Source organism: Mycolicibacterium litorale, assembly GCF_010731695.1.
GTDB lineage: Bacteria > Actinomycetota > Actinomycetes > Mycobacteriales > Mycobacteriaceae > Mycobacterium > Mycobacterium litorale.
This window is the reverse complement of record NZ_AP022586.1, coordinates 4568982-4595397: the sequence shown is the minus strand read 5'-3', so window position 1 is coordinate 4595397 and position 26416 is coordinate 4568982. Positions and strand designations below refer to the sequence as shown.

Genomic DNA, 26416 nt, shown 5'->3' with positions numbered 1-26416 from the left:
TGCACAAATCGCTACGGCGTGACCGCGTCGATCGCCCGGTAGATCCGCTGCTCGCTGACGGGTCGCGCCGTACCGAGCTGCTGCGCCCACAGGCTGACGCGTAGCTCTTGGATCATCCGCCCGATGTCCCGGACGTCCTCGGCGGCGGCGCGGCTCGGCGAAAGCGACTGTCGTAGTTCGTCATAGGCTTCCTGCACGGCGTGCACCCGCGCCATCCGTTCGCGGTCGGCGCCGGTGGCATGCGGCAGTCGCTCGAGGCGGCGACCGATCGCGGTGAGGTACCGGGTCAGGTCGGCCAGGTGCGCCACCCCCGTCGCGGTGACGAAGCCCTTCGGGAGCAGCGCCGCGAGCTGCGCGCGGACGTCGGCGATCGCCTCGGCCTGCGTGGGCGGGGGCTTGGCCGGCAGCGCCACCTGCGCCTGTTGCGCGGCGGCCAGCACCTTCTCCACCCGGGCCACGATGTCGAGCGTCGTCGGCACCAACGCCGTCGCCACCCGCTGCCGCAGCGCATCGAACTCTGCCCTCGTCCACACCGGCTCGCGGACAAGCGCATCCACCGCCGCATCCGCACAGTCTTCGATCAGCGCACCCAGCGATCCGTCCGGGTTCGCGCCGAGCACCAACCGGCGCCGGGTGTCCAGCGCGCGCTCCACGTTCTTGACCGGCGACGGCGCCGCCAACCGCAACAGCCGCCGGATCCCGGGACCCATCGCGGCGCGCTGCTCGGCCGGCGTCGCGAAGACCCGCACGTCGACCGCACCGCCCGCGTCGACGAACGCCGGATAGCCCCGGACCCGATGCCCGCCAGTGGTGTTCTCGACCGTGCGGGGCACGTCGTCGAGGTCGTCCGGCCAGGTGCGCAGCCCGCTCCGCTCCAGCCCGTCGGCCACCGCACGCGCGACGGCGGCCCGCACCGGTGCGGCCAACTGCTCCTGCAGCGTCTCCAGATCCTTGCCCCGCGCCACCTCGGCGCCGTCCTTCTCGACCGCGAACGTCACCCGCAGATGCGCCGGAATCTTCTCGAGGTCGAACGCGTCGAGCGGCACCGTCACACCGCTGCGCCGCCACAGTTCGTGCTGCAGGCTCTTCAGCAGCGGTCCGCTGGCCGGATCGATCGTTCGCAGCACGTCCCGCGCGGTGTCCGGCACGGGAACGAAGTTGCGGCGCAGCTCCTTCGGTAGCGACTTGATCAGCGCGGTGACCAGCTCCTCACGCAAAGCCGGCACATGCCAGGCGAACTCGTCACCGCCGAGGCGGGCCAGCACCTCGACGGGCACGTGCACCGTGATGCCGTCGTCGGCCGCACCGGGTTCGAAGCGGTAGGTCAGCGGCAGCGCGAGGTCCCCGGCTTGCCACTGGTCGGGCAGTTCCTCGGCGCCGTCGGACCGCAACAGGTCGTCGCGCGTCATCGTCAACAGATGAGGCGTCCTGTGCCGCTGCTTACGCCACCACGCGTCGAAATGCCGTGCCGAGACGATGTTTTCGGGGATGCGCGAGTTGTAGTACGCGAACACCTCTTCGTCGCCGACCAGCAGATCGCGCCGGCGGGCCCGCTCCTCGACCTCTTCGAGTTCCTCACGCAGCCGCGCGTTGTCGCGGAAGAAATGGTGTTTGGTCTGCCAGTCGCCTTCGACCAGGGCGTGGCGGATGAACAGTTCGCGCGCCAGTTCCGGGTCGATCTGCGCGTAGTTGACGCGGCGGCGCGCCACCAGCGGCAGCCCGTAGAGCGTGACCCGCTCGAACCCCATCACCGCACCGCGTTCGGCGTCCCAGTGCGGTTCACTGTGGGTGCGCTGCACCAGATCTCCGGCGATCCGCTCGACGGTGTCGGGATCGATGCGCGCGCCGATGCGGCCGAACAGCCGGCTGGTCTCCACCAGGTCCGCGACGACGATCCAGCGCGGCGGCCGCTTGGTCAGCACCGAACCGGGCGCCAGGACGAATCGCGAGTTCCGCGCGCCCTGATAGTCGCGTCCGTCCCCGTCGCGCAGCCCGACATGCGACAGCAGCCCGGCCAGCAGCGCGGCGTGCACGCTGGCCGGCGGTGCGGGTTCGTCGGATTCGCGGATGCCGAGGTCGCGGGCGATGGTGCGCAGCTGGCCGGTCAGGTCCTGCCACTCGCGGATCCGCAGGTAGTGCAGGAACTCCTCGCGGCACATCCGCCGGAAAGAGCTGCCGGAGCGCTCTTTTCGTTGCTCGCCGAGGTACCGCCACAGGTTGAGGTAGGAGATGAAATCGGAGTGCTCGTCGGCGAACCGGGCGTGCTTCTGGCGGGCGGCGTCCTCGCGGTCGACGGGGCGCTCCCGCGGATCGGGGATCGACAGCGCGGCCGCGAGCACCAGCACCTCGCGCACGCAGCCTTCGGTGTCGGCCTGCAGGATCATCCGGCCGATCCGCGGGTCGAGCGGCAGCCGCGCCAGCCGGCGCCCGATGTCGGTGAGCGTCCCCTGCAGGTCGAACGCGCCGAGCTCCTGCAGCAGGGTCACGCCGTCGCGGATGCTGCGTTTCTCCGGCGGGTCCAGGAACGGGAACTCCTCGACGTCCCCGAGGCCGAGCGCGGCCATCTGCAGGATCACCGCCGCGAGGTTGGTGCGCAGGATCTCCGGATCGGTGTAGCGCGGTCTGCCCTCGAAGTCCTTCTCGGAGTACAGCCGGATACACACGCCCGGGGCGGTGCGGCCCGACCGGCCGGCGCGCTGGGCGGCCGACGCCTGCGAGATCGGCTCGATCGGCAGCCGCTGCACCTTGGTGCGACGGCTGTAGCGGGAGATGCGCGCGGTACCCGGGTCGACGACGTAGCGGATGCCCGGGACCGTCAGCGATGTCTCGGCGACGTTGGTCGACAGCACGACGCGGCGCCCGGTGTGCGGGGCGAACACCTTCTGCTGGTCGGCGGTGGGCAGGCGCGCGTAGAGCGGCAGCACCTCCGTCGTCGGGCCCAGCTCACCGCGCAGCACCTCGGCGGTGTCACGGATCTCACGTTCACCGGACAGGAAAACCAGCACGTCGCCGGGCGGTTCGGCCTCGAGTTCACGCACGGCGTCGACGATCGCGTCGGTCGGGTCGCGGAGTTCGGTGCGGACGACTTCGTGGTCCGGATCGTCCGGGTCCTCCGTCGAGTCGTCGATGATCGGTACCTCCAGCGGCCGGTACCGGATCTCCACCGGATACGTGCGGCCGGACACCTCGACGATGGGCGCGCCATGAAAGTGCGCGGCGAACCGCTCGGGCTCGATCGTCGCGGAGGTGACGATGACCTTGAGGTCGGGCCGGCGCGGCAGCAGCTCGCGCAGGTAGCCGAGCAGGAAGTCGATGTTGAGGCTGCGCTCGTGGGCCTCGTCGAGGATGAGGGTGTCGTAGCGCAGCAACCGGCGGTCGCGCTGGATCTCGGCGAGCAGGATGCCGTCGGTCATCAGCTTGACCAGCGTTCGGTCGGAGGCCTGGTCGGTGAACCGCACGGTGTAGCCGACGGCGTCTCCGAGCGGAGTGCCCAGTTCGTCGGCGATGCGCTGGGCGACGGTGCGCGCCGCGAGGCGACGGGGCTGGGTGTGACCGATCGTGCCGCGGATGCCGCGCCCGAGTTCCAGGCAGATCTTCGGCAGCTGGGTGGTCTTGCCGGATCCGGTCTCGCCGGCGACGACGATCACCTGGTTCTCGGTGATGGCCTTGGCGATCTCGTCGCGGCGTTCGCTGACCGGAAGGTCGGGGTAGCTGATCGCGGGCACGGCCGCCAACCGGGTGGCGATCAGCGCCTCGGCGGCGCTGATCTGCTCGGCGATCGGCGCGAGCGCCCCGGGTTTGGCCTGTCTGAGCCGGCGGCCGAGGCGGGCGGCGTCGCGGTAGGTCAGACCGTCCAGGCGGCTGCGCAGCTCACGGACGGACGGTTCGGACACTCGCGCCAGGATACGGGCCGCGTCATGCAGTGCCGGGCGACCAGTACTCCAGCATCTCGGCGAACGTCTCGAACGCCGGCGTGGACACCCCGTAGGTCGCCTCCAGGTGGACGCTGAGCGGGAAGCCCAGGTCCGCGACACCGTCGATCACCCGTTTGTACAGGTCGAGCAGCATCCGCCGCTTGTCGGCCGGCTCGCTGGCGGCAAGCGTCTTGACGAACTCCTGCTCCGCGGCGACCGCGGCGTTACCCGGATCCTGGATCAGCCAGTTGATGAGCCCGACGCGGCTCTCCATCTTCGGCACGAACCCGAACGACAGCAGGATCTCCGGGCGGTACTCGTTGCTCGCCGCGAACTCCTCGAGGAATCCGACGATCGCGTCGGAGTACAGCAGCTGCGTCATCCCGTAGGTCGCGCCCTGCTTGCACTTGAACGTGAAGCGGCCCTGCTCACCGTCGCGGGTCGGGATCAGGATGGCACCGCGGTTCGGCACCAGATCCTCGTAGAGCGACAGTGCATCGGTCGGGGCGACGCCGCTGCCCTCCCCGTCGTTCATCGTCCGCGGCACGCCGACGAACGCGATGCCGTCGAAGCCGGCCGAACTCAGCTCGGTCAGCCGGGACCGCAGCGCGGTCTCGTCGAGGAACGCGGTGACCTGCGTGCACAGCCCGCGCACACCCGGCAGCTCCGGCTTGATGATCTGCCAGAACTCGAGCACGTCCATCTTGGGTTTCATCTCGATGGGACGGCCGCTGTCCTCCTCGATCATCCCGGGGATCATGACGTGGCCGATGCGACCCTCGATACCGGCCTCGGCCGAGCAACGGAGCACCTTGTGGGCATCTTCGAGCGCATGCTCGCGGCCTCGTTCGACATTCGGCGCCACGAGTTCGAGCGCGACGGTGTTCAGGGGCAACGGTTGCTCCTCTTGACTGCATGACGACAGACGCGGCGTGGCGGCCGCGATCCCCCCGGAAAGCGCCACCATACCGCTGCGGCCTGCCCGCAGCCTGGTGAGGCCTACCCTCGACACTGGTGAGGAGGCCTCCGATGGCGCGTCGAATCCGGTGGCTGCGCGGCTCGCTGGTGGTCGCGCTGGTGCTGTTCGCCGCATCGGCCGCGTGGACGCTGCGCGACGATCCGCAGGAGGTCGCCGTCACCTACGAGGTGACCGGTTCCGCCGGCGCGGTGGAGATCCGCTACGAGGATTCCGACGGCGCGCTGTCCGCGCCGACGCTGGTCACCCTCCCGTGGCGGCGGCAGTTCACGGTGCCGCTGGCCGCCCGCTTCCTGTCGCTGAGCGCGGGCCGTACCGGATCGTCGTCCGGGGACGTGACGTGCCGCATCACCGCTGACGGCATGCTGATCGCGCTGGACGGGCTGAGCGGCGGGTACACCCAGTGCACCGGAGGGCTCACCGGTCGATGAGCCGCTGCACCGACGGCGGAACCGGAAGCGGCGAATCGGACACCGGCGCCCCGTAACGGGTCGAGACGGGCACCACCCCGGTCCACGCGGCGCCCTCGGACGCCGGGCCGCTCCTCGCCTTGGCCACCCACTGCCCGTCGACGATCGGCACCTCGAGCAGCAGAGTCGACGCCAGTTCCTTCGCCGAATGCGGCGGGCATTCCGCCGCGCGGCCCGGGATCAGCGCCTCGGTGAACCGGTCGAGCAGCCCCGGCGCCTCGTCGCCGTCCACCACCCGGCAGACCCCACGGACCACCGCGGAGCGATAGTTCGCCGAGTGGTCGAACTGCCGCTCGGCGATCACCAGCGCGTCGAACACGAAAGCGCTCACACACACCTTCGCCCCCGCCGCGACGTGGCGCAGCGCGCCCGCGCCGGTCGACCCGTGCAGCAGCAGCCGGTCCCCCTCGCGTGCGACGAGCATCGGCACCGCCCACGGCTCATCGTCCAGCACTGTCGAGACGGTCGCCACCATCGCGGTGTCGAAGACCTCGTGCACCAGGGCGAGGTCCTGCCCGCGGTCCGGCTTACGGGTCAATCGGCTCAACGGTGATGTCGTCACGGCTGCCATTCATCCAGGCCGTCGCACCGGCGGCAACCGATATCTTGAGTCCCATGGACGCTGACGTCATCGTGGTGGGTGCGGGCCTCGCCGGTCTGGTCGCCACCCACGAGTTGACCCGCCGCGGCAAGAGGGTGGCGGTCGTCGACCAGGAGAACGCCGCCAACCTCGGCGGGCAGGCGTACTGGTCGTTCGGTGGGCTCTTCCTGGTGGACAGCCCCGAACAGCGCCGCATGCGCATCAAGGACTCCTTCGAGCTCGCGTGGAGCGACTGGCAGGGCAGCGCCGCGTTCGACCGGCTCGACGACGAGGACGTGTGGGCGGCCAAGTGGGCGCGCGCCTATGTCGAATGGGCCGCCGGTGAGAAACGCGACTACCTGACCGGGCACGGCATCTCGTTCCTGCCGACCGTCGGCTGGGCCGAACGCGGTGATCTCACCGCCACCGGGCACGGCAACTCGGTGCCCCGCTTCCACGTCGCGTGGGGCACCGGCACCGGGATCGTCGGCCCGTTCGCCGACTCCGCCGCGGGGCGTGGACTCGTGCGGTTCCACCACCGGCACCGCGTGGACGGACTGGTGTACACCGACGGCGCCGTCACCGGAGTGCGCGGCACCGTGCTGGCCCCCGACGGTGCGGTGCGCGGCGCCCCGTCCAACCGCGACTCGGTCGGCGACTTCGAACTCTCCGCCCAGGCGGTGGTGGTGACGACGGGCGGCATCGGCGCCAACCACGAGATCGTGCGCCGCTTCTGGCCCGCCCGGCTGGGCACCGCACCGCGGTCGATGATCACCGGCGTCCCCGCCCACGTCGACGGCCGCATGCTCGACATCGCCGCGGATTCCGGTGTGCGCCTGGTGAACCGGGACCGGATGTGGCACTACACCGAGGGCATCGTCAACTGGGATCCGATCTGGCCGGACCACGCGATCCGCATCCTGCCCGGACCGTCGTCGATGTGGTTCGACGCGTTGGGCCGTCGGTTGCCCGCGCCGTATCTGCCCGGCTACGACACGTTGGGCACGCTGCGTTACCTGCGCACCACCCCCGACATCGCCGAGCACGACCACTCCTGGTTCATCCTGACCCAGCGCATCATCGAGAAGGAGTTCGCGCTGTCCGGGTCGGAGCAGAACCCCGACATCACCGCCAAGGACCGCCGCGCGTTCCTCAAGGAGCGGTTGTTCAGCAAGGGTGGACCCGGTCCCGTCGAGGCGTTCAAGAAGCACGGGGTCGACTTCGTCGTCGCCGACGACCTCGACGGCCTGGTCGCCAAGATGAACGCGCTGACCGACCGGCCGCTGCTGGACCCCGCGGTGATCCGCCGCCAGATCGAGGCGCGCGATCTGCAGGTGGCCAACCCGTTCAGCAAGGACGCGCAGATCCAGGGCATCCACAACTCGCGCAGCTCCCTGGCCGACCGCATCGGCCGCACCACCGCACCGCACCGCATCCTCGATCCGAAGGCCGGACCGCTGATCGGCATCAAACTGCACATCCTGACGCGAAAGACGTTGGGCGGCATACAGACCGACCTGGCCTCGCGCGCCATCGGCCTGGACGGGCAGCCGATCGACGGCCTGTACGCCGCCGGTGAAGTCGCGGGTTTCGGCGGTGGCGGCGTGCACGGGTACAACGCGCTGGAGGGCACGTTCCTCGGCGGGTGCATCTTCTCCGGCCGCGCCGCGGGGCGGGCCCTGGCCGACCGGGTCTGACGACGCGCCGAACGTGAGGCTGTGTGCGAGATTCGGCCTATTCGTCAGCCACAAGCTCACGTTCGGCGTCAAGCGGGCGCACGGCGCGGGCGACCTCCGCGGCGAGCGGGCCCGCCTGCAACCGGAACGACTGCAACGGACCGATCAGCGGCTCGTCGTAACCGGCGAACCACAGCCCCGGTGCGGCGCCGGGCAGGCCGTTGACCAGTGGCGCGCCGTCCTCGTCGAGTACACCCAGATGCCCGACGAGTGGTTCGAGGCCGTGCCGGTATCCCGTCGCACCGATGACCACGTCCGGCCGGATCCTCCCGCCGTCGGCGAGCACGACGTCGGCCGCCTCGAATGATTCGACTGCCCCGACCACCTCGATCCGCCCCGCCTTGATCCGCGGCACCAGTTCGTCACCGAGGGTGGGGATGCTGCCGTCGTCGAGCAGCGCACGGTAGATACCTTTTCGCGGCGCCGGCAGGCCCGCCGGGCTCAGGTCGCCGAACCACAGCCTGCTCACCACCGCGGCCGCGTGATCGAGTACCGGGACCGGCAGTCGCTGGAGCGCCGCGCTGAACGCGTCGACCGGTATTCCGGCGGCTGACCGGGGCACCAGGTGTGGCGGGTTGCGCACGGCCAGTCGCACCCGGGCGGCCACCCCGTCGCTGAGTTGCAGCGCGATGTCGGTGGCGGAGTTGCCCACCCCGACCACCAGCACGTCGCGCCCGGCGAACGGCCAGGGATTGCGGTAGTCGGCCGAGTGCAGCAGTTCGCCCGTGAAGCCCTCCATTCCCGGCCAGGCCGGCAGCGCCGGGGTGTGATAGTTCCCGGTCGCGATCACCACGGCGTCGGCGGTGTACGACTCTGCGTCGGTGGTGAGGTGCCACCGGTCGTCGTCGCGGTCGATGCGGGTCACCGTGACCCCGAGAGCCAGCCGGAGCCGTTGGCGCCGAACGTAACTGTCGAAGTAGTCGACCATGTCGTCCCGCCGGGGCCAGCGGCCGTAACGCCGGGGGATGGGTTGTCCCGGCAGGTGCGACCAGTAGCCACAGGTGTTGAGACGGAAACCGTCGTAGCGGTCACGCCAGGCCGACGCCGGCGCGGCCGCGCGGTCGAGGACCAGCGCGTCGACGTTCTGTTCGTGGCGGAGTTGGCGGGCGATCGCCAATCCGCAGGGGCCCGCGCCCACGATGAGGACGCGTTCATGGCGCAGTTGAGAAGACATCCCGGCCAGGGTTCCCACCCGGCGGCCGGCTCAAGCCGGTTTCCGATTCGGCGTGCCGGGTAGTTCTGTGGTCTACCCGAACCGTTTCAGGAGGATTGATGAGCTCACCGGAACCGACGCCTGACGACGACCAGCAGGCCGAGACCGGAGTGCCGAGCGCGAGTCCCGGATACTCCACGCCGCCGCCGGAAGGCGTTCGCGACGCCGAGGATCAGGGCGACGCGAGCTAGCGCAGCCGGCGATCCGGGCGGTGGCTGATCGAAAGGTCAACCACCGCCCGGTTTTTCGTCGATCACCGCTTGTCGGGTGTGCGCGGGGTGTTGGTGCTCGGATCCTCACCGCGCGTGAACGGCGGTACATGTTCGACCACGCCGGCGACCCGCGCGAGCCCTGAACTCACCGAGGTGAGCACGTCGCGCTGCCTACCGGACGAACGGCGCGCGCCGCGGTCGAGGTGGTCGCGTGCGCGGTCGAGGACGGTCAGCGGGGCCGCCGCGGCGACATTGCCCGGTGGGCGCCGGGCCACGACGGGATGAGGACGGGTCGGCGCGATCCGCCGCACCGCCTCCCAGGCCCAGCCCAACTGGATCAGCGTGCGATGGTCGGCGGCATCCTGGAGCATCGGAAGCAGTCGGTCCTCTTCGTCCCGAACATCCTCGCGCAGAAGCGTTTTGATGCGCTCCCACAGTTGCTGGTGCCGGGGATCGCTCTCGGGTACCTTCTCGAACTCGGTGAACAGCTCGTTGATCTCCTGGTGTTCGCGTTCGATCTCCAGGGTCAGCGGTTCTCCGCCCGGCACCATTTTCCGGATGGCCGGCCAGAGCACTGATTCCTCGGCGAACGCGTGTGGGAACACCAACCGGCACAGTTCGGTGAGATAGTCCTGCCGTTCGGCACCCGTACTCGCATCGATCCGGTGCAGCAACCGGTCGAGTTCGATGTGGTCACGTTTCTGGCGTGTGAGGACGCTGAAGGGGCCGCCGAGCTGCGCGAGGTTCTGGTCGGCAAGGGATGACGTCATGGGTACTCCTCTCCGTGAGCGGTCACGTGCCCCGCCCGCCCGACTCCAAACGTGGATGCGCACACGAAATGAGACCGCTCCAGGGCGTTTGCGCCCACATGCCTCGGGTACCGCCACTCCTGCCGTACAGAGAACGTGCGGCGGTCGGGGTGGTCGCAGGCGCGACCCTAAACACTTGAATCGTGGAGAGCTGATGTTCCGTCATACCGATTACATGCAATTCGATGTCAAGCCCGAAAAGCCGGATCCGGTCTACGCGCGCAAGCTGCAGGAGCTGCTGGGCGGTGCGTACGGCGAGATGACCGTCACCATGCAGTACCTCATGCAGGGCTGGAACTGCCGCATGAAGGGCAAGTACAAAGACCTGATCATGGACATCGCGACCGAGGAGATCGGCCATGTCGAGATGATCGCGACGATGATCGCCCGCCTGCTGGAGAGCGCGCCGGCCACCGACGCCACCCAGAACGCCCTCGGTGACCCGGTCGTCGCGGCCGTGATGGGCGGGATGGACCCGCAGCAGGCCATCATCTCCGGTGGCGCACCGACGCTGTCGGACAGCCAGGGCGTGCCGTGGAGCGGCCGCTATGCGACCGCGTCGGGAAACCTGTTGGCCGACTTCTATTCCAACGTCAACGCCGAGGCGCAGGGCCGGGTGCAGACCGCCCGGTTGTGGCACATGACCGATGACCCGGGCGTCAAGGCGATGCTCAAGTTCAACCTCGCGCGCGACACCTACCACCAGAACATGTGGCTGGCGGCGATCGAGGAACTGCAGGCCGACGGGCTGGAGGGCGTCGTGGCACCGAACGATCTGTTCGACGAGGAGTACGAGGAGCATGCCAGCACGCTGTGGCATCTGTCCGACGGCGCCGACTCCGACAAGGGCCGCTGGGCGAACGGGCCGCTGCCCGACGGTCGCCACACCGGGAAGTTCCTCGCCGATCCGCAGCCGCTCGGCGACCGGCAGTCGGGACCGCCGCCGGACCCGAAGCTGTACGTGACCTACGACGGTTCGATGGGCGAGCCGCGGACACCGTCGCTCGGCACCGAGAAGGGCGTGATGGGCAAGCTCAAGGACGCCATCGACCCCGACAAGACGTAAACCGTCGCTCCGTAGTCTGGATGAGGTGAGTGCTGCACCCGTGACGAACCTCAGCCTGGACGACCGCTTCGCGCGGGATCTGCCGGAGATGGCGGTCCGCTGGCGGGCCGAGGAGGCTCCCGACCCGCGGCTGCTCGTGCTCAACGAGCAGTTGGCGGCGGACCTCGGTGTCGACGCCGACTGGCTGCGCACCCCTGACGGGGTGCGTCTGCTGGTCGGCAACTCGGTCCCCAGCGGCGCCACTCCGGTGGCGCAGGCCTATTCCGGTCACCAGTTCGGCGGCTTCGCGCCGCGACTGGGTGACGGCCGGGCTCTGCTGATGGGCGAGTTGGTCGACACCGAGGGCCGGCTGCGCGATCTGCACCTGAAGGGTTCCGGGCACACACCGTTCGCTCGCGCCGGAGACGGGCTGGCCGCCGTCGGCCCGATGCTGCGCGAGTACATCGTCAGCGAGGCCATGCACGCGCTGGGGATCCCGACCACCCGCGCGCTCGCGGTGGTCGCGACCGGACGCCCCGTGTACCGCGAAACCCCGCTCGACGGCGCCGTGCTGGCCCGCGTGGCCAGCAGCCACCTTCGCGTCGGCAGTTTCCAGTACGCGGCGGCGACCGGGAACCGGGATCTGCTGACCCGACTCGCCGACCACGCCATCGCCCGTCATCACCCGCAGGCCGCCGACGCGGAGAACCCGTATCTGGCGTTGTTCGAGGCGGTGGCGTCGGCCCAGGCGCGGCTGATCGCGCGCTGGATGCAGGTCGGCTTCATCCACGGCGTGATGAACACCGACAACATGACGATCTCCGGGGAGACCATCGACTACGGGCCCTGCGCGTTCATGGACGTCTACGACCCCGAGACGGTGTTCAGTTCCATCGACATGTGGGGCCGCTACGCCTACGGCAATCAGCCGTCGATGGCCGCGTGGAACCTGGCGCGCTTCGCCGAGGCGTTGCTCCCGCTGTTCGCCGACGATCTCGACCAGGCGGTCAGCCTCGCGGAGGCCGCGCTCGGCGCGTTCGGCCGGCAGTACGTCGCCGATCTGACCGCGGGGATGCAGGCCAAGCTGGGCCTGTCGGGCGCCGAAGAGAGCGCGGTCGCACCGCTCCTCGAGGAACTGCAGGACTTGCTGCAGCAGAATCACATCGACTACACGTCGTTCTTCCGGGCGCTCGGACGCGCCGCCCGCGGCGACGCCGAACCCGCGCGCGGACTGTTCGTCGACCTCGCCGGGTTCGACGCGTGGCTCAACCGGTGGCGCGCGCTCGGCCCCGACGGCGAGGCGATGGACCGGGTCAACCCGGTCTACATACCGCGCAACCACCTCGTCGAGGAGGCGCTGACCGCGGCCGCCGGCGGCGATCTGGCACCGTTCGAACAGCTGCTCACCGCGGTGACCGGGCCGTTCGACGAACGGCCCGGTCTCGAGCGCTATGCCGAACCCGCACCTGAGGAGTTCGGCAAGTACCGCACGTTCTGCGGTACCTGAGGACTACGGCGTGGTGGCGCAGCCGACGCCCGGGATGCACCCGGTGGCGCCGCCCGGACCGGCCGTACCCGACGGTCCGCCGGGGATCGCACCCGTCGCGCCCTGAGGTCCGGCCGCACCGCCCGGGCCACCCGGGATCGCACCCGCGGCACCCTGCGGACCGGCCACCCCACCCGGGCCACCCGGGATCGCACCCGCGGCACCCTGCGGACCGGCCACCCCACCCGGGCCACCGGGGATCGCGCCTGCGGCGCCTCCGGGGCCGACCACACCGGGCGGCGGCGGGACGAACACGCCCGGCGCCGGAGGCGGCGGCGGTGGGGCGGCGCAGCCCGTGCCGTACGGGTCGACGCATCCGGGCGGTCCGCCCGCCGGGAACGCGAGGGTGGCGCCTGCCGGAACGGCGAAGGCGATGGCCAGTGCAGAGGCCCCGGCCGCGAGGACCGGTGCGCGTTTCAAGTGATCAGTCAGCATTCCGCGGCTGTACCACCCATGCTGCGGTTCAAACATCGATTGTCGCGATGACGAAGATCAGTAGTGGTAGGTGTCCGACGGCGCCGGCATGTGCACGGGCTCGTCCTCGAACTCGGTGACCTCGATGCCGTAGGCGCGGGCCAGATCGAGGATCTTGGTGGCCCGCGCGATCCGCGGCAGGTCCGACCCGTTGCGGATCTCTCCGCCGTCACGCTCGAACTCGGCGAAGAACTCCTTGGCCCACGCGATCTCGTCCTGGGACGGCGACAGTCCCTCGTTGACCACCGAACACTGGTCGGGGCTCAGGCAGATCTTGCCGGTCATCCCGAACTCCGCGGACACCGCGGTGGCCTCGATCAGCCGCAGCGCGCTGGACCCGATCGTCGGCCCGTCGATCGCGCTGGGCAGATGGGCCGCCTTGGCCGCGATGGTGAACCGCGACCGCGCGTAGGCGAGGGTGGCCGGATTGTCGCCGAAGCCGGTGTCGCGGCGGAAGTCCCCGATGCCGAACGCCAGGCGGAACGTGCCCTTCGCCGCGGCGATCTCGGTGATGCGTTCCAGCCCGCGGGCGGTCTCGACCAGCGCGACGATGGGCACCCCGGGCAGGCGTTTGGCGGTCTCTGTCACGTGGTCGACGGATTCGGCCATCGCGAGCATCACCCCGCCGACCGACGTCCCGGCGAGCGCGTCGAGGTCGTCGGCCCACCACGGCGTTCCGAAACCGTTGATCCGCACCCAGTCCGCATTGCCTGCACGCAGCCAGCCGACGACGTTGTCGCGGGCGGTCACCTTGTCCTTGGGCGCCACGGCGTCTTCGATGTCGAGCACGACGATGTCGGCACGCGAGCGGGCGGCGGGTTCGAACCGGTCACCGTGCGCGCCGTTGACCAGCAGCCAGCTGCGCGCGAGTACAGGATCGAGCCGCGTTCCGGCCTCGTCGGGATCGTGGGCCTCGGGGCCGTGGGAGTGGGAGACCTCGTCATACACGCACTCATGGTCGCCCAGGCGATCCGGGCGCGACGAACCAGGGGCGGTTCAGACGCCGCTGGACATCGGCGCAGGCGGTGGCGGCGGGGGCGGTGGCGCCACCGGCAGACACAGTCCGGTGTTGGTGTCGAGCGCGCGGCCCGGCAGGCAGAACGGCGCGCACCCGTTGGTCACGCCGGTCTCGCCGGGCAGGCACGCCGAGCTCACCGCCGGTGAGACGACCATCGTGACGGCGACCGGCGCCGCGGAGAACGCGGCCACCGACAGCGCCGCGACGAGCAGACGTCGCAGTGGATACGTCATGGTGTCGACTGTAGGCGCGCACCGGCCCCGCGAGGACCGGTTCGGCACACGAGGTTCAGACGGTCTCCGGCAGGGTCGTGCCGGTGGCCAGCTCGGCGTACTGACGCATCAGCCGCAGCGAGGTCTCCCGGCACATCTGCGGATCGCGCGCGACGATGCGATAGCCGAGGTAGTCCTCCATCGCCATCAGCGTCATCGCGATGTCGGTCGCCGGCGAGCCGAGCCGGAACACCCCGTCGCGCTCCCCCGCGGACAGGATCCGCGCGTACAGACCCACCTGCCGGTGGTAGATCTCACCGACGTCGCGGCGCTGGTCCAGTTCGAACCCGGCCGCCAGCACCGCCCGCCAGATCGAACGCCATTCGGCGTCCTCCGGACCGGTCGGCAGGCCTGCGGCGATGGTCAGCGCCAGCTGTTCGGCCGCGTCCGCGGTGCGCTCGACCACCGCGAGCCGGCGGTCGTAGAACCGGATGTCCGACCGCAGCGCCAGCTCCGACAGCAGCGCGTCCATCTCCTTGAAGTAGTACCGCACCGCGTTGGCGGTCAGCCCGAGTTCGGCGGCGACATCGGCGATGCGCAACGTCGCGAGATCGTGCCGTTCGATCAGCGCGATCGCGGCGTCGAGGATCTCCTCGCGGCGCTCGGCCTTCCGGTTCGGGCGTGCCACGGGCTCGCGACTCCCCTCTCATGTCGGCGCGGTCGGGGTCCCCGGTGATTGTCCCCAAATTCGTCCAGCTATTGCGCATCCGCGGTCCCGGCCCCATTATTTTCCAAACAGGAAAAGAATAAGAGCCTCGGAGGCCCCATGCGCACGCGCGATCTCGGCATCGTGATCGGTGACCACCCCACCGGTCCGCACAATGCCATCACCGACGTGCCCGGCGTGCGGGTCGGACACACCACCCTCGCCCAGGCCGGCCCGCCCGCCGTGCACACCGGCGTGACCGTCGTCGTCCCCCACGACGACATCTGGACCGAGCCCGTCTTCGCCGGCGCCCACCGCCTCAACGGCAGCGGCGAGATGACCGGCCTCGAATGGATCCGCGAATCCGGCGAGCTGACCTCGGCGATCGGGCTGACCAACACCCACAGCGTCGGCGTGGTCCGCGACGCGCTGGTCGACGCGCAGGTCGCCGCCCGCGGCGAGGGGCTCTACTGGTCACTGCCCGTGGTCGGCGAGACCTACGACGGCGTGCTCAGCGACATCAACGGCCACCACGTGCGCACCGAACACGTCAACGCCGCCCTGGCCGGCGCGAGCAGCGGCCCGGTCGCCGAGGGCTGCGTCGGCGGCGGAACGGGCATGATCTGCCACGAGTTCAAAGGTGGCATCGGCACCTCATCGCGGGTGGCCGACACCGCCGCGGGCCGCTACACCGTCGGCGTGCTGGTCCAGGCCAACCACGGCCGCCGCGAACGCTTCCGCGTCAACGGCGTGCCCGTCGGCGAGATCATCGGCCGCGACGCCGTCCCGCTCCCCGACATGCCGGCGAGATACGAGCCCGGCTCCGGCTCGATCATCGTCATCGTCGCGACGGATGCGCCGCTGCTGCCCCACCAGTGCACCCGGCTCGCGCAGCGGTCCGCGCTCGCGGTCAGCCGGGTCGGCGGCAGCGGCGAACAGTACAGCGGCGACCTGATGCTGGCGTTCTCGACCGGCAACCGCGGGATCCCGCCGTACGCGTGGGACGAGGACACCGCCACCGACCGCCCGGAGATCGACGTCCGAATGGTGGCGCCGCAGCTGATGACGCTGCTGTTCGACCTGACGATCGAGGCCACCGAGGAGGCGATCGTCAACGCCGTCGTCGGCGCCACCACCGTCACCGGGCGCGACGGACGCACCGCCCACGCCATCGACCACACCCTGCTGCGGCAGGCCGTCCTCCAGAACACCCAGGAGATCTCATGAGCACCGACACCACACCCAGCACCGGAGCCGAACGCCTGCAGGGCAGGCTGGGCCCCGTCGCGGTGGTCTTCATGGTGGTCGCCGCGGCCGCCCCGCTGACCGTGATCGGCGGCAACCTGCCGCTGGCGTTCGGGATGGGCAACGGCGCAGGCGCCCCGATCGGCTTCGTCATCGCCTCACTGGTCCTGCTGCTGTTCAGCATCGGGTTCGTCGCGATGACGCCCTACGTTCCCGAGGCGGGCGCGTTCTTCTCCTACGTCACCCTCGGCCTCGGACGCCGGCTCGGTACGGGTGTCGCCGCCGTCGCGCTGATCGCCTACACCGCCATCCAGGTCGGTATCTACGGCTACATCGGCTGGGCCATCGGCGACACCGTGGCGTTCTACGGCGGCCCCGACCTGCCGTGGCCGCTCTACGCGTTCGCCACGCTGGCGATCGTCGCGGTGCTCGGATACCGACACATCGAACTCAGCGCCAAGGTCCTCGGCGTCGCGCTCGCGCTGGAGATCGGCATCGTCGCACTGCTCGACCTGGTGATCGTCGCCGATCCCGGACCGGCCGGGCTGACGCTGACGTCGTTCGATCCGGCCACCTTCACCCAGGGCGCCGTGGGCATCTCCGTGCTGTTCGCGCTCACCGGGTTCATCGGCTTCGAAGCCACCGCCGTGTTCCGCGACGAGGCCCGCGACCCCGAACGCACCATCCCGCGCGCGACCTACGCCGCGGTGCTCATCATCGGCGGGTTCTACGCGCTGACCTGCTGGGCGTTCGTCGTGGCCATCGGACCCGACCAGGTGGTCGAGGTGGCCCAGCGCACGCTCGACGGCGAGGGCAACATGCTGCTCGACACGACCGACGACAACCTCGGCCGTCTCGGCCGCGACATCGTCAACGTCCTGCTGCTGACCAGCCTGTTCGCCTGCGTGCTGTCGTTCCACAACGTGATCGCCCGCTACCAGTTCGCGCTGGCCGGCAAGGGTCTGTTGCCGCAGCGCCTCGCGGAGGTGCACGCGACGCACCGCTCCCCCGCGTTCTCCTCGATCGTGCAGACCGTCACCGCCGCGGTGATCGTCGGCGTGCTGGCGGTGCTGGGTGTCGACCCGCTCGTCGGGGTCTTCGGATCCATGGCCGGGGTCGCGACCGTCGGCATGGTGCTGCTGATGCTCACCACCTCGGTGGCCGTGCTGGTGTTCTTCGCCAGGAACCGCGAGCATTCGGGCGGCCGGCTGTGGCAGACCCGCATCGCACCGGCGGTGGCGTGTGTCGGGCTGCTGGGCAGCCTGTGGCTGGTGCTGAGCAACTTCACGCTGGTGACCGGCGGCAGCGCGACCGTGAGCACCGTGCTGGCGGCGATACCGTTCGCCGGCCTGCTGGCCGGCACCGCGGTCGGCGGCCGACTGCGCTAGTCAGGCGGCGTCCGGGCACGTGCAGCCGCGCCACACCGTCTCCAGCAGATGGGTGAGCGCGGCCTCGCCCAGCGGCGGCATCGCGAACACCAGGCGGTAGTACGCCGGGGAGAACAGGGCGTCGACGGTGACCTCCACGTCGACGTCGGGACGCAGTTCACCGGCGGCGATCCCGTCGAGCAGCACGGCGGTGACCGCGGCGCGCCGCGGCAGCAGCCACTGGTCGAGCAGCGCCCTGGCGACCTCGCCGTTGGAACTGGCCGCCGCGATGACGCTGCGGACCAGGGGGCCGGTCGTGGGGTCGGTGAGGATGTCGTTGAGCGCCCGCAGCTGGTGCTCGACCGCCCCCTTGGTGTCGCTGCCCGCCGGCGGCACGATGGATTCGCGCATCGCGGCCAGCAGACCTTCGAGCACGATCGCCGCCGCCGACGGCCACCACTTGTAGATCGTGGTGCGGCTCACGGCGGCCCGTTTGGCGATCGCGTCGATGCTGACGTTCCCGGTACCGCCCGCCAGTGCGAGGTCGGTGGCGGCCCGCAACACGGCGGCGCGCAGCTCGACGTTGCGCGGGCGTCCGCGACGCGGCGGCTCGGCTGCGATGTTTGCGAGCCCTGACGCGGCGCGTGTACCGTCTTTAGTGGACACTCTGTCCACTATATTCTCAGCTTTCGAATTCGATTGGGGCATCAGCAGATATCCATGCGCAGCGTCTTCACCAACACGTCGGTCTTCGCGAACTCGTCGACTTTCGTCGCAACGACCATCGGCGCGGCGGTGCTCGCCATCGGACTCAGCGGCTGCACCCCGACCGACGCGCCTCCTGCGGCGTCGCCGTCCGGTCTGCCGACCGCGGCGTCGAGCACACCCACTTCGGCGCCGAAGGAGAACAGCGCGGCGGTCGTCGACTACTCGCGCCTGCTCATCGAGCCGACCGACATCGACAGTGAGTACGACACGTTCGTCACCCGGTCGACGGTGCCGAATCGCCGCGGCGGCAAGGGTGTCTCGGCACTGTTCGTCAACGAGGCGGACACCAGGGCGATCGGCGTGACGATCACCGTCCTGCCCGACCCCGCCGCCGCGAAGGCCGCGCTCGACGCCAGCCTGGCGGCGATCAATTCCACCGTCACCGGCGGCGAACCGGCGCCGTCGCCGGTCGGCACCGACGGCACGCTGATCTCGGGGACCTCACCCGACGGCGCCAAGCACATCACCACGCTGCTCTTCACGGAGGGCCCCGCGGTCGCGCGCATGGAGTTCCAGAGCGCACCGGGCGATCCCACCCCGCCCGACGTCGTCACCGACATCGGCGTCAAACAGGACATCGCGTTGCGGGCCGGCCTGCCCAGTGTCATCGGCTGACACTTTTCACATCCGGGTGAGGTAATCCGCGCAGCGGGGTAGAGAACACCGGTGAGAGAAATGCGCCGGGAGTTGCTGCAGGAGCTGTTGGCCACCTACGGCCCGTGCGGTCAGGAGGCCGCGGTGCGCGACGTCTGCCGTCGCGAACTCGAACCGGTCGTCGACGAACACTGGGTGGACGAGGCGGGCAACCTCGTCGGCGTGATCCGCGGCGACACCGGGGACAGTGCGGGCACCCGGGTCATGGCGCACCTCGACGAACTGTCGATGCTCGTCAAACGGGTGGACCCCGACGGGAGTCTGCACCTGACCCCGCTGGGCACGATGTACCCGGGCAACTTCGGGCTCGGCCCGGTCGCGCTGCTCGGTGACCGCGAGACGCTGACCGGTGTGCTCACCCTGGGCTCCGAGCACACCACCAGTGAGAGCCAACGGATCTGGGAGACCAAACCCGATCAGGGCGACAAGGCGCTGGACTGGCTGCACGTGTACGTGTTCACCGGGCGCACGCCCGAGGAGTTGGCCGCGGCGGGGATCGGGCCGGGCACCCGGGTGTGCATCGACCGCAGCAAGCGGACGCTGTTCGAGTTCGGCGACTACCTCGGTTCGTACTTCATGGACGACAGGGCGGCGTGCACCGCGCTGCTCGACGCCGCCCGACTGCTGCACGAATCGGGGCAGCGGCCCGCGGGAGACGTGTACGTGGTGTTCACCACCAACGAGGAGGTCGGCGGCGTGGGCGGGTCCTACGCCAGCCGCACACTGCCCGGTGAACTGACACTGGCGCTCGAAGTCGGCCCGACCGAAGCGGAGTACGGCACCACCTGCAGCGGTGGACCGATCGTCGGGTACAGCGACGCGATGTGCGTCTACGACAAGGACGTCGCCGACCGGCTGATGGCGATCGCCACCGAGCGGCAACTGTCACCTCAGGCCGCCGTCCTCGGCGCCTTCGAATCCGACGCCTCCCACGCCAAGGCCAACGGCCTGACACCGCGGGCCGGCCTGCTGTGCCTGCCGACGCTGAGCACCCACGGCTACGAGGTGATCGCCCGGCAGGCTATCCCGGCGATGGCGGAGGTGCTCGCCGAGTTCCTCCTGCACCCCACGGCCTAGCCGCGCGGCGCGCCGGATTTGCTCTGAGGTGGACAATCGAACTGTGGCGTCGCGTATGGGGTCGATGCGACGGTGGTGGCAGCTGCCGGATCACTTCGACTGGTTGACGGGCTATCTGCTCACCCGGGGCATGATGGTTCCTGCCCGCACGCTGCTCGCCGCGATGGTCGGATCGCTGGCTCTGGTGCCGATCCTGTTGGTGTTCAGCAACTTCGGGCCACAGTCGACGGTCGGCGTGGTGGTCTCGTGGTTCGCCGGTGTCGCGGGATGGGTCACGATGGTCCCCTATGTGCGACGGTGGCCCACCCGGAATCAGTCGCTGACGGTGTCGTTCGTCGCGACCGCCTGTGTGGCGGCTGTGTGCCTGGCGCAGTCGGATCCGCTGATCTCGCTGGTGGCGTGCATCGGTTTCGTCACCCCGGCCGCGTACGTGGCGTTCCTCCACACCGCCCGCTACACCACGATCATCTTCTGCGTGGCGGTGGTGATGACCGCTGTCGGCGCTGCGCGGCTGGCCACCAGCGGCCAACTGGTCGGCGCCATCGCGCTGTTCTGGTTCGTCGTCGTGCTCAACGCGGTCATCCCGTTCGGCGTGCAGACGATCGTGCACGCGCTCGGCGCGGATGTGGTGCGCTCCGAATGGGATCCGCTGACGGGGCTGCTGACCCGGCGGGCGTTCTACCAACGGCTGTCCGGTCTGGTGGCCGAGAGTGGTTCGGCCGACCGCAATCTGCTGGTGGCGGTGATCGACCTGGACCGGTTCAAGAACCTCAACGACACCCAGGGGCACGCCGCGGGCGACCGCGCCCTGATCGCGGTCGGCCGGGCCCTGTCCCGAAACTCCGACGAGGACGCGCTCGTCGGGCGCACCGGCGGTGAGGAGTTCGTCGTCGCGACGATCTCGCCCTCGGCCAATCCGGCGCATCTGGCGATGCGGTTGCGCGCCGGCATCGAGAAGGCCGCGGCACCGCTCACCGCCAGTGTCGGAACCGCGAGCGTGCCGCTGCTGCGGCTCCGCGTCACCGGCCTGCGCGCCGGGATCGACGAGGCGATCACCACCGCCGACGCCGCGATGTACGCCGCCAAACGCGCGGGCGGGAATCAGGTGCGCCACAGCCAGCTTCCAGCGGAAGTCGACGACAGCACGGCCTGAGGCCTGCGGTCACAGCCCGGGTTGGTCCTCGATGATGCCGAGCCAGATCTGCGCCGCGTCGATGGCCACCTTCTCGCTGATGAACGCGTGCTGGGTGCCGGTGTAGATGTCGCGGAACGCCCGTTCCAGGCGGCTGCCCTCGCGGATGGCGTCGGTGCCCGCCACCAGATGCGCCCACTCGGCGCACTGCCGGGCCGTGTCGGTGGCGTAGACGGCGGCCACCCGGAGGTCGGCCCGCAGCATCGGCGTGAGGTCGGCACCGGAGTCGACGGCGGCCTCGGCGGTGGTGAACGCGTCGAGCACCAGCAGCCGGGCCGCCCGCCACGCCGCCGTGTGGTGGGCCAGCCCCTTCTGGAAGGTGGGACGGCTGGCCAGCGACGCCATGTCACTCATGCGGAACTTCGTCGCGGCGAGCGCGCCGACATCGTCGAGCATGCTCTTGGCCACGCCCAGCGCCCACGCGGCGTGGCCTGCCGCGGTGACCGGCATCAGGCCCATCCGGGTGGCCGGTGACGCGCCACGCCGGGGGGTGCGGCAGAACAGCGGAAACGTCCGCCCCGCCGGCACGAACACGTCGTCGACGCGGTAGTCGTAAGACCCGGTGCCCTTCAGGCCCTGCACGTACCAGCCGTCGGTGAACGTGACCTCCTCGCGCGGCAGCACCGCCACCTGCATGTCCGGCACCCCGTCGCTCACCCACCGGATCTCGCCGTCGTCCATCGGCAGGAAGCCGGCCGCGACGAACTGGGAGTGTCCGGTGCCGGAGCCGAAACTCCACGAACCGCTCAACCGGTAGCCGCCGTCGGTGGCGATCCCCTGGCCGTTGGGGAAGAACTGGCCGCCCATGGTGACGCGGTTGTCGTGCGCGGTGAAGACCTCCGCGAAGCCGTCGTCGGGCAGATAGCACGCCGCGGCGAACGAAGACGGCAGGTTCGCGATCCCGACCCAACCGAATGAGCCGTCCTGCCATGCCATTTCGATCCACGTCTCGATCATCTCGGTGAACGAGGGCTCGACTCCACCCGCGGGGACCGGGTTGAAGGCGGACATCAGACCGCTCGCCCACATCTGGTCGACGATCGCCGGGGAGAGGGTGCGCAGTCGCTCGCTGTCGCCGGCCTGCGACCGCACGAGGTCGCGCATGCCGCGTGCCCGCCCGAGGACTGCGGCGGCAGGTGCCGCGGTCATGCCGGCACCGACCGGCAGTGTCGTGTGCCCATCGCGGTCGACCGTACGCGGTCGGGCGCAACGGCGGAGCCGAAACCGCGCAGCGGGTTTGCCGTGTCCCCTCGCGGGTATCTCATGATCCCGTCACCGACTGGAGGGAGCAGCCGATGCGGATGCCCATGCGTCACCAGGTCCGAATCCCCTGACGATGATCGATGATGCCGTGCGGCTGGCCGGCCGGAGCGCCATGCGGTTGGTCCGCGCAATTCCCGTGGTGGGGAGCCGGTTCGGGGCGCCGCCACGTCTGGACCTCGACGGCCGCGTCGTATTCGTCACCGGCGCCGCCCGCGGACTCGGCGCCCAGATCGCCCGCGCGGCGCACGCCCGCGGGGCGCGGGTGGCGCTGGTCGGCCGCACGCTGGGCCCACTCGAGGACCTCGCCGCCGAACTCGGCGACGGGGCGGCCTCCTTCAAGGCCGACGTCACCGACGCGGCGGCGCTGCAGCGCGCCGCGGACGGTGCGGTCGCGGCGTTCGGCGGTATCGACGTCGTGATCGCCAACGCGGGGATCGCCCCGCCGTCGGAGACGGTCGCCACCATCGATCCCGACGATTTCGAGCACACCGTCGAGGTCGACCTGCTCGGCCAGTGGCGCACCGTGCGGGCCACGCTGCCCGCGGTCATCGCGCGCCGCGGGCACATCGCGCTGGTCGGGTCGATCTACGCGTTCTTCAACGGTGTGCTCGCCGCCCCCTACGCGGTCAGCAAGGCCGGGGTGGAACAACTCTCCCGTGCGCTGCGGGTCGAACTGGCCCAGCACGGCGTCACCGCCGGCATCGCCTACCTCGGCTTCATCGACACCGATCTGACCAGCGACGCGTTCGCCGACGAACACGCCGCGGCGATCCGGTCGGCGGCACCCGGGTTCATCACCCGGCCGATGAGCGCCGAGGCGGCCGCCGATGCGGTGCTGTCCGGCGTCGAGCGGCGGGCCGCACAGGTCACCGCGCCCGGCTGGGTGGGTCCGCTGCTGGCGGCGCGCACCCTCACCACCGCGGTGATGGACGATGTGCTGATACACAACCCGCGCGTCAACGGTGCGATCCGCAGCGCGGAAGCGGTTGCGTCGCAGTCTGACTCGTAGTCGATCAGTCCGGCCGCACGGTGCTCAGGCAGAACGGGTGGCCGACCGGGTCCAGCAGCACCCGCCACGCGTGTCCCGCCGGCTGGAATCCGGCCTCGGTCGCCCCCAGCGCCAGGGCCGCCTTCACCGCCGTGTCCAGATCGTCGACCGCGACGTCGAAGTGCATCTGCTGATGTTGCGGGCCGTGCGGCCACGACGGCGGCACGTAGGTGTCGACGCGCATCAGCGTCACCATCGGCCCGGCGCCCGCCAGCGCGACGACCCCGCGGTCGGGGGTGGCGAACACTTCCTCCAGGCCGAGCAGGTCGCGGTAGAACGGCACGAGCCGGTCCGGATCGGGGCAGTCGATGGAGATCGACGCCAGGCTGCCGACGGGACCTTCGGGAGAAGTCATGCCGTCGAGCCTAGGACCTCAGCGCACGACGATCGTGTGCTCACCGCGGGGCACGAGCTCACCGATCACCGGGGCGCCGGGGACCTCTCCGGCGATCAGCAGACCGCCGGAGGTCTGGGCGTCGGCCAGCAGCAGCGCCTCGTCGTGGTCGACCGCCGACAGGTCGGCGTGCGGCGCCACCCACTCGAGGTTTCGCCGGGTGCCGCCGCTGACGTGGCCGGCGGCCAGCGCCTCGCGCGCGCCGGCGATGTAGGGCACCGCCGCCGCATCGACCACCGCGGTGACACCACTGGCCCTGGCGAGTTTGTACAGGTGGCCGAGCAGGCCGAAACCGGTGATGTCCGTGGCACATTCGGCGCCGGTCTCGAGCGCGGCCACCGCCGCCTGCGCGTTGAGGGTCGTCATCACCGCGATCGCCTCTTCGGAGCGCTCGCCGGTCGCCTTGTGCCTGCTGTTGAGCACACCGATGCCCAGCGGCTTGGTCAGCGACAACGCCGTGCCGGGTTTCCCGGCGTCGTTGCGCAGCAACCGGTTCGGGTCGGCGATTCCCGTCACCGCCAAGCCGTACTTCGGCTCCGGATCGTCGACGCTGTGTCCGCCGGCGAGGTGGCAGCCCGCGGCGTTGCACACGTCGAGCCCGCCGCGAAGCGTCTCGGCGGCGAGTTCGAAGGGAAGCACGTCGCGCGGCCACCCCAGCAGGTTGACCGCCACCACCGGCCGGCCGCCCATCGCGTACACGTCCGACAGCGCGTTGGTGGCCGCGATGCGGCCCCAGTCGTACGGATCGTCGACGACCGGGGTGAAGAAATCCGTCGTGGCGATCAACGCGGTGTCCCGGGCGATCCGGACGGCGGCGGCGTCGTCGCCGTCGTCCAGACCCACCAGCAGCTCCCCCACCGGGTCGTGCGGCTGCGCCGACGTCAGCCCGCGGACCACGTCCTCCAACTCGCCGGGCGGGATCTTGCACGCGCAGCCTCCGCCGTGGGCGAACTGGGTGAGACGGTAGGTCGGTGGGGAACTCATGGTCACCATCGTGCCTGCGATGATGAAGTCATGGTCCAGGGAGGCGTATCCGGTCTGGTGACCGGCGCGATCTTCAAAATCGTCGAACGGCAGGATCTGCCGTTGGCGGGTTCGATTCCCGTCCGCCTCCGCCATACTCCCTGCGATTTCGGTGTAGTTGGTTGCGTTGGGCGCAACCAACTACACCGAAATCCCCGAGGGGCCGCGCCGTGACCGACCCCCGCCGTCGCGTCCCCCGTACCGACGCGCTGCTCACCGACCCCCGGCTCGCGGAGGCGGAACGCACACTCGGCCGCGCGCTGGTGAAGTCGGTGATTGCCGACGCCCAGCAGCGGGCGCGCGCCGGTGACATCACCCCCGAACAGGTCGCCGACCACGCCGTCGCCGCGCTGCCGTCCGCGGTGGTCAGCCTGCAGCCGGTGATCAACGCGACCGGTGTCGTCGTCCACACCAACCTGGGCCGCGCACCGCTGTCCGCAGCCGCCGTCGATGCCGTCATCACCGCCAGCGGCGCCACCGACGTCGAATTCGATCTGGCCACCGGCCGTCGCGCCCGCCGCGGCCGTGGGGCGCTCGGGGCGCTCGCGCGGGCGGTGTCCACCGCGGGCGGGGTGCACGTGGTGAACAACAACGCCGCCGCCCTGCTGTTGACGGCGATGACACTGGCGCCCGGAAGGGAGATCGTCGTCAGCCGTGGTGAACTCATCGAGATCGGCGACGGCTTCCGCATCCCCGAACTGCTCGAGTCGACCGGGGCCCGCATCCGCGAAGTCGGCACCACCAACCGCACCCATCTGCGCGACTACGCCGACGCGATCGGCCCGGACACCGGGTTCGTGCTGAAGGTGCACCCGTCGAACTACTACGTCAGCGGTTTCACCTCCGCCGTCGGCATCCCCGATCTGGCCCGGCTCGACGCCCCGCTGGTCGTCGACATCGGATCCGGACTGCTGACACCCCATCCGGTGCTGCCCGACGAACCCGATGCCACCAGCGCGCTGCGCCACGGCGCCGACCTCGTGACCGCCAGCGGCGACAAACTGCTCGGCGGGCCGCAGGCGGGTCTGTTGTTCGGCACCGCCGAGCTGATCGACCGGCTGCGCAGGCACCCGGCCGCACGCGCACTGCGGGTGGACAAGCTCACACTCGCCGCGCTCGAGGCGACGCTGGTGGGTCCACCGACGCCCGTGCAGGAAGCGCTGACCGCGCACGTGGCGGATCTGCGCGAGCGCGCGCAGCGGCTGGCCGCGCAGCTGCCCGGCGCGGACGTCGTCGACTGTGTCGCCGCCGTCGGCGGGGGCGGCGCGCCCGACGTCACCCTGCCCAGTGCCGGCGTCAGCCTGCCCGAGTCCTACGCGGCCGCGCTGCGCGGGGGCACGCCGCCGGTGGTCGGACGCCTCGAAGCCGGCCGCTGTGTCCTCGACCTGCGCACAGTCGGCCCGGAGCAGGACGCGCAGCTGGTCGAGGCCGTCACGGCATGTTCTCGGAGCGACCGCGACGCATGTATGTAGTC

The 26416-nt window shown here is 70.5% G+C and carries 25 protein-coding genes and 1 tRNA gene; 13 read left to right on the top strand and 13 right to left on the bottom strand.

The genetic code is table 11. The features are described from left to right. Positions 1-11: 11 nt before the first annotated feature. Positions 12-3893 carry an ATP-dependent RNA helicase HrpA gene (hrpA, locus tag G6N30_RS21875; protein ID WP_134061072.1) on the bottom strand — a complete coding sequence of 1294 codons (3882 nt, stop codon included), beginning with the start codon at positions 3891-3893 and terminating at the stop codon, positions 12-14. A gap of 22 nt (positions 3894-3915) precedes the next feature. Continuing rightward, complete coding sequence (locus tag G6N30_RS21870) at positions 3916-4809, bottom strand: mycobacterial-type methylenetetrahydrofolate reductase (protein ID WP_134061073.1); 894 nt, start codon at positions 4807-4809, stop codon at positions 3916-3918. 134 nt (positions 4810-4943) lie between these two features. Between G6N30_RS21870 and G6N30_RS21865 the strand changes: the two genes are divergently transcribed. Beyond that, positions 4944-5321 carry an MmpS family transport accessory protein gene (locus tag G6N30_RS21865; RefSeq protein ID WP_134061074.1) on the top strand — a complete coding sequence of 126 codons (378 nt, stop codon included), beginning with the start codon at positions 4944-4946 and terminating at the stop codon, positions 5319-5321. On the opposite strand, the gene G6N30_RS21860 is transcribed toward G6N30_RS21865, so the two are convergent. Further along, the gene (locus G6N30_RS21860; protein ID WP_134061075.1) at positions 5308-5931 is read right to left on the bottom strand and encodes a pyridoxamine 5'-phosphate oxidase family protein; all 624 of its coding nucleotides are present in this window, start codon (positions 5929-5931) and stop codon (positions 5308-5310) included. The two genes, G6N30_RS21865 and G6N30_RS21860, sit on opposite strands and share 14 nt — an antisense overlap. A gap of 44 nt (positions 5932-5975) precedes the next feature. Between G6N30_RS21860 and G6N30_RS21855 the strand changes: the two genes are divergently transcribed. After that, complete coding sequence (locus G6N30_RS21855) at positions 5976-7637, top strand: FAD-binding dehydrogenase (RefSeq protein WP_134061076.1); 1662 nt, start codon at positions 5976-5978, stop codon at positions 7635-7637. Positions 7638-7674: 37 nt separating this feature from the next. On the opposite strand, the gene G6N30_RS21850 is transcribed toward G6N30_RS21855, so the two are convergent. Further along, complete coding sequence (locus tag G6N30_RS21850; RefSeq protein WP_134061077.1) at positions 7675-8850, bottom strand: flavin-containing monooxygenase; 1176 nt, start codon at positions 8848-8850, stop codon at positions 7675-7677. Positions 8851-8948: 98 nt separating this feature from the next. Between G6N30_RS21850 and G6N30_RS27365 the strand changes: the two genes are divergently transcribed. After that, a complete protein-coding gene (locus G6N30_RS27365; protein ID WP_264007060.1) occupies positions 8949-9080 on the top strand; it encodes a hypothetical protein in 132 nt (43 codons plus the stop codon). A gap of 62 nt (positions 9081-9142) precedes the next feature. On the opposite strand, the gene G6N30_RS21845 is transcribed toward G6N30_RS27365, so the two are convergent. Then, positions 9143-9871 carry a hemerythrin domain-containing protein gene (locus tag G6N30_RS21845; protein WP_134061078.1) on the bottom strand — a complete coding sequence of 243 codons (729 nt, stop codon included), beginning with the start codon at positions 9869-9871 and terminating at the stop codon, positions 9143-9145. Between the two features lie 193 nt (positions 9872-10064). Here G6N30_RS21845 and G6N30_RS21840 point away from each other — a divergent pair, with 193 nt between their 5' ends. Both G6N30_RS21840 and G6N30_RS21835 read left to right on the top strand, forming a co-directional pair. Continuing rightward, on the top strand, positions 10065-10976 hold the full coding sequence (locus G6N30_RS21840) for a manganese catalase (RefSeq protein ID WP_134061079.1): 912 nt from the start codon (positions 10065-10067) through the stop codon (positions 10974-10976). A gap of 40 nt (positions 10977-11016) precedes the next feature. After that, positions 11017-12462, top strand: coding sequence for a protein adenylyltransferase SelO (locus G6N30_RS21835; protein ID WP_179965655.1), 1446 nt, complete (start codon positions 11017-11019; stop codon positions 12460-12462). A 3-nt stretch (positions 12463-12465) separates the two neighbouring features. Here the strand turns inward: G6N30_RS21835 and G6N30_RS21830 are convergent, their stop codons facing one another. From G6N30_RS21830 to G6N30_RS21815, 4 genes are read right to left on the bottom strand one after another with little or no spacing between them, the layout of a single operon-like run. Continuing rightward, on the bottom strand, positions 12466-12936 hold the full coding sequence (locus G6N30_RS21830) for a hypothetical protein (protein ID WP_134061081.1): 471 nt from the start codon (positions 12934-12936) through the stop codon (positions 12466-12468). A 57-nt stretch (positions 12937-12993) separates the two neighbouring features. Beyond that, a complete protein-coding gene (locus G6N30_RS21825; RefSeq protein WP_134061082.1) occupies positions 12994-13923 on the bottom strand; it encodes an HpcH/HpaI aldolase/citrate lyase family protein in 930 nt (309 codons plus the stop codon). 48 nt (positions 13924-13971) lie between these two features. Then, a complete protein-coding gene (locus G6N30_RS21820) occupies positions 13972-14226 on the bottom strand; it encodes a hypothetical protein (protein ID WP_134061083.1) in 255 nt (84 codons plus the stop codon). Positions 14227-14281: 55 nt separating this feature from the next. Continuing rightward, positions 14282-14893, bottom strand: a complete 612-nt coding sequence (locus G6N30_RS21815) for a TetR/AcrR family transcriptional regulator (protein WP_134061084.1) — start codon at positions 14891-14893, stop codon at positions 14282-14284. A gap of 138 nt (positions 14894-15031) precedes the next feature. On the opposite strand from G6N30_RS21815, the gene G6N30_RS21810 reads away from it, so the two are divergent. Beyond that, on the top strand, positions 15032-16138 hold the full coding sequence (locus tag G6N30_RS21810; RefSeq protein WP_134061085.1) for a DmpA family aminopeptidase: 1107 nt from the start codon (positions 15032-15034) through the stop codon (positions 16136-16138). Beyond that, the gene (locus G6N30_RS21805; protein WP_134061086.1) at positions 16135-17544 is read left to right on the top strand and encodes an APC family permease; all 1410 of its coding nucleotides are present in this window, start codon (positions 16135-16137) and stop codon (positions 17542-17544) included. Before G6N30_RS21810 ends, G6N30_RS21805 begins: the two co-directional genes overlap by 4 nt. Here the strand turns inward: G6N30_RS21805 and G6N30_RS21800 are convergent, their stop codons facing one another. After that, entirely contained in the window at positions 17545-18198 is a 654-nt protein-coding gene (locus G6N30_RS21800; protein ID WP_134061087.1) for a TetR/AcrR family transcriptional regulator, read from the bottom strand. Positions 18199-18243: 45 nt separating this feature from the next. Between G6N30_RS21800 and G6N30_RS21795 the strand changes: the two genes are divergently transcribed. From G6N30_RS21795 to G6N30_RS21785, 3 genes are read left to right on the top strand one after another with little or no spacing between them, the layout of a single operon-like run. Continuing rightward, entirely contained in the window at positions 18244-18906 is a 663-nt protein-coding gene (locus G6N30_RS21795) for a hypothetical protein (RefSeq protein WP_234880381.1), read from the top strand. Positions 18907-18966: 60 nt separating this feature from the next. Beyond that, on the top strand, positions 18967-20022 hold the full coding sequence (locus G6N30_RS21790; RefSeq protein WP_134061139.1) for a M42 family metallopeptidase: 1056 nt from the start codon (positions 18967-18969) through the stop codon (positions 20020-20022). A gap of 43 nt (positions 20023-20065) precedes the next feature. Next, positions 20066-21175, top strand: coding sequence for a GGDEF domain-containing protein (locus G6N30_RS21785; RefSeq protein ID WP_234880382.1), 1110 nt, complete (start codon positions 20066-20068; stop codon positions 21173-21175). Positions 21176-21184: 9 nt separating this feature from the next. Here G6N30_RS21785 and G6N30_RS21780 read toward each other — a convergent pair whose 3' ends face one another. Beyond that, positions 21185-22363 (bottom strand): acyl-CoA dehydrogenase family protein, encoded by a 1179-nt coding sequence (locus G6N30_RS21780; protein ID WP_134061089.1) that lies wholly within the window; start codon positions 22361-22363, stop codon positions 21185-21187. A 187-nt stretch (positions 22364-22550) separates the two neighbouring features. Between G6N30_RS21780 and G6N30_RS21775 the strand changes: the two genes are divergently transcribed. Next, positions 22551-23486 (top strand): short-chain dehydrogenase/reductase, encoded by a 936-nt coding sequence (locus G6N30_RS21775; protein WP_134061090.1) that lies wholly within the window; start codon positions 22551-22553, stop codon positions 23484-23486. 4 nt (positions 23487-23490) lie between these two features. On the opposite strand, the gene G6N30_RS21770 is transcribed toward G6N30_RS21775, so the two are convergent. Both G6N30_RS21770 and selD read right to left on the bottom strand, forming a co-directional pair. Then, on the bottom strand, positions 23491-23880 hold the full coding sequence (locus tag G6N30_RS21770) for a VOC family protein (RefSeq protein WP_134061091.1): 390 nt from the start codon (positions 23878-23880) through the stop codon (positions 23491-23493). An 18-nt stretch (positions 23881-23898) separates the two neighbouring features. Then, positions 23899-24903, bottom strand: a complete 1005-nt coding sequence (gene selD, locus G6N30_RS21765; protein ID WP_134061092.1) for a selenide, water dikinase SelD — start codon at positions 24901-24903, stop codon at positions 23899-23901. Between the two features lie 39 nt (positions 24904-24942). Here selD and G6N30_RS21760 point away from each other — a divergent pair. After that, positions 24943-25037, top strand: a tRNA-Sec gene (locus G6N30_RS21760). 75 nt (positions 25038-25112) lie between these two features. After that, the gene (gene selA / locus G6N30_RS21755) at positions 25113-26414 is read left to right on the top strand and encodes an L-seryl-tRNA(Sec) selenium transferase (RefSeq protein WP_134061093.1); all 1302 of its coding nucleotides are present in this window, start codon (positions 25113-25115) and stop codon (positions 26412-26414) included. Positions 26415-26416: the final 2 nt, after the last annotated feature.

What these genes read in the sequence shown, in the direction of transcription:
- G6N30_RS21850 (WP_134061077.1), bottom strand. Translation starts at nt 8,850, where the DNA reads ATGTCTTCTCAACTGCGCCATGAACGCGTCCTCATCGTGGGCGCGGGC.
- G6N30_RS21830 (WP_134061081.1), bottom strand. Translation starts at nt 12,936, where the DNA reads ATGCTGACTGATCACTTGAAACGCGCACCGGTCCTCGCGGCCGGGGCC.
- G6N30_RS21775 (WP_134061090.1), top strand. Translation starts at nt 22,551, where the DNA reads ATGATCGATGATGCCGTGCGGCTGGCCGGCCGGAGCGCCATGCGGTTG.
- G6N30_RS27365 (WP_264007060.1), top strand. Translation starts at nt 8,949, where the DNA reads ATGAGCTCACCGGAACCGACGCCTGACGACGACCAGCAGGCCGAGACC.
- selD (WP_134061092.1), bottom strand. Translation starts at nt 24,903, where the DNA reads ATGAGTTCCCCACCGACCTACCGTCTCACCCAGTTCGCCCACGGCGGA.
- G6N30_RS21780 (WP_134061089.1), bottom strand. Translation starts at nt 22,363, where the DNA reads ATGACCGCGGCACCTGCCGCCGCAGTCCTCGGGCGGGCACGCGGCATG.
- G6N30_RS21865 (WP_134061074.1), top strand. Translation starts at nt 4,944, where the DNA reads ATGGCGCGTCGAATCCGGTGGCTGCGCGGCTCGCTGGTGGTCGCGCTG.
- G6N30_RS21770 (WP_134061091.1), bottom strand. Translation starts at nt 23,880, where the DNA reads ATGACTTCTCCCGAAGGTCCCGTCGGCAGCCTGGCGTCGATCTCCATC.
- G6N30_RS21790 (WP_134061139.1), top strand. Translation starts at nt 18,967, where the DNA reads ATGCGCCGGGAGTTGCTGCAGGAGCTGTTGGCCACCTACGGCCCGTGC.
- G6N30_RS21840 (WP_134061079.1), top strand. Translation starts at nt 10,065, where the DNA reads ATGTTCCGTCATACCGATTACATGCAATTCGATGTCAAGCCCGAAAAG.
- G6N30_RS21860 (WP_134061075.1), bottom strand. Translation starts at nt 5,931, where the DNA reads ATGGCAGCCGTGACGACATCACCGTTGAGCCGATTGACCCGTAAGCCG.
- G6N30_RS21810 (WP_134061085.1), top strand. Translation starts at nt 15,032, where the DNA reads ATGCGCACGCGCGATCTCGGCATCGTGATCGGTGACCACCCCACCGGT.
- G6N30_RS21820 (WP_134061083.1), bottom strand. Translation starts at nt 14,226, where the DNA reads ATGACGTATCCACTGCGACGTCTGCTCGTCGCGGCGCTGTCGGTGGCC.
- G6N30_RS21805 (WP_134061086.1), top strand. Translation starts at nt 16,135, where the DNA reads ATGAGCACCGACACCACACCCAGCACCGGAGCCGAACGCCTGCAGGGC.
- G6N30_RS21795 (WP_234880381.1), top strand. Translation starts at nt 18,244, where the DNA reads ATGCGCAGCGTCTTCACCAACACGTCGGTCTTCGCGAACTCGTCGACT.
- G6N30_RS21855 (WP_134061076.1), top strand. Translation starts at nt 5,976, where the DNA reads ATGGACGCTGACGTCATCGTGGTGGGTGCGGGCCTCGCCGGTCTGGTC.
- G6N30_RS21845 (WP_134061078.1), bottom strand. Translation starts at nt 9,871, where the DNA reads ATGACGTCATCCCTTGCCGACCAGAACCTCGCGCAGCTCGGCGGCCCC.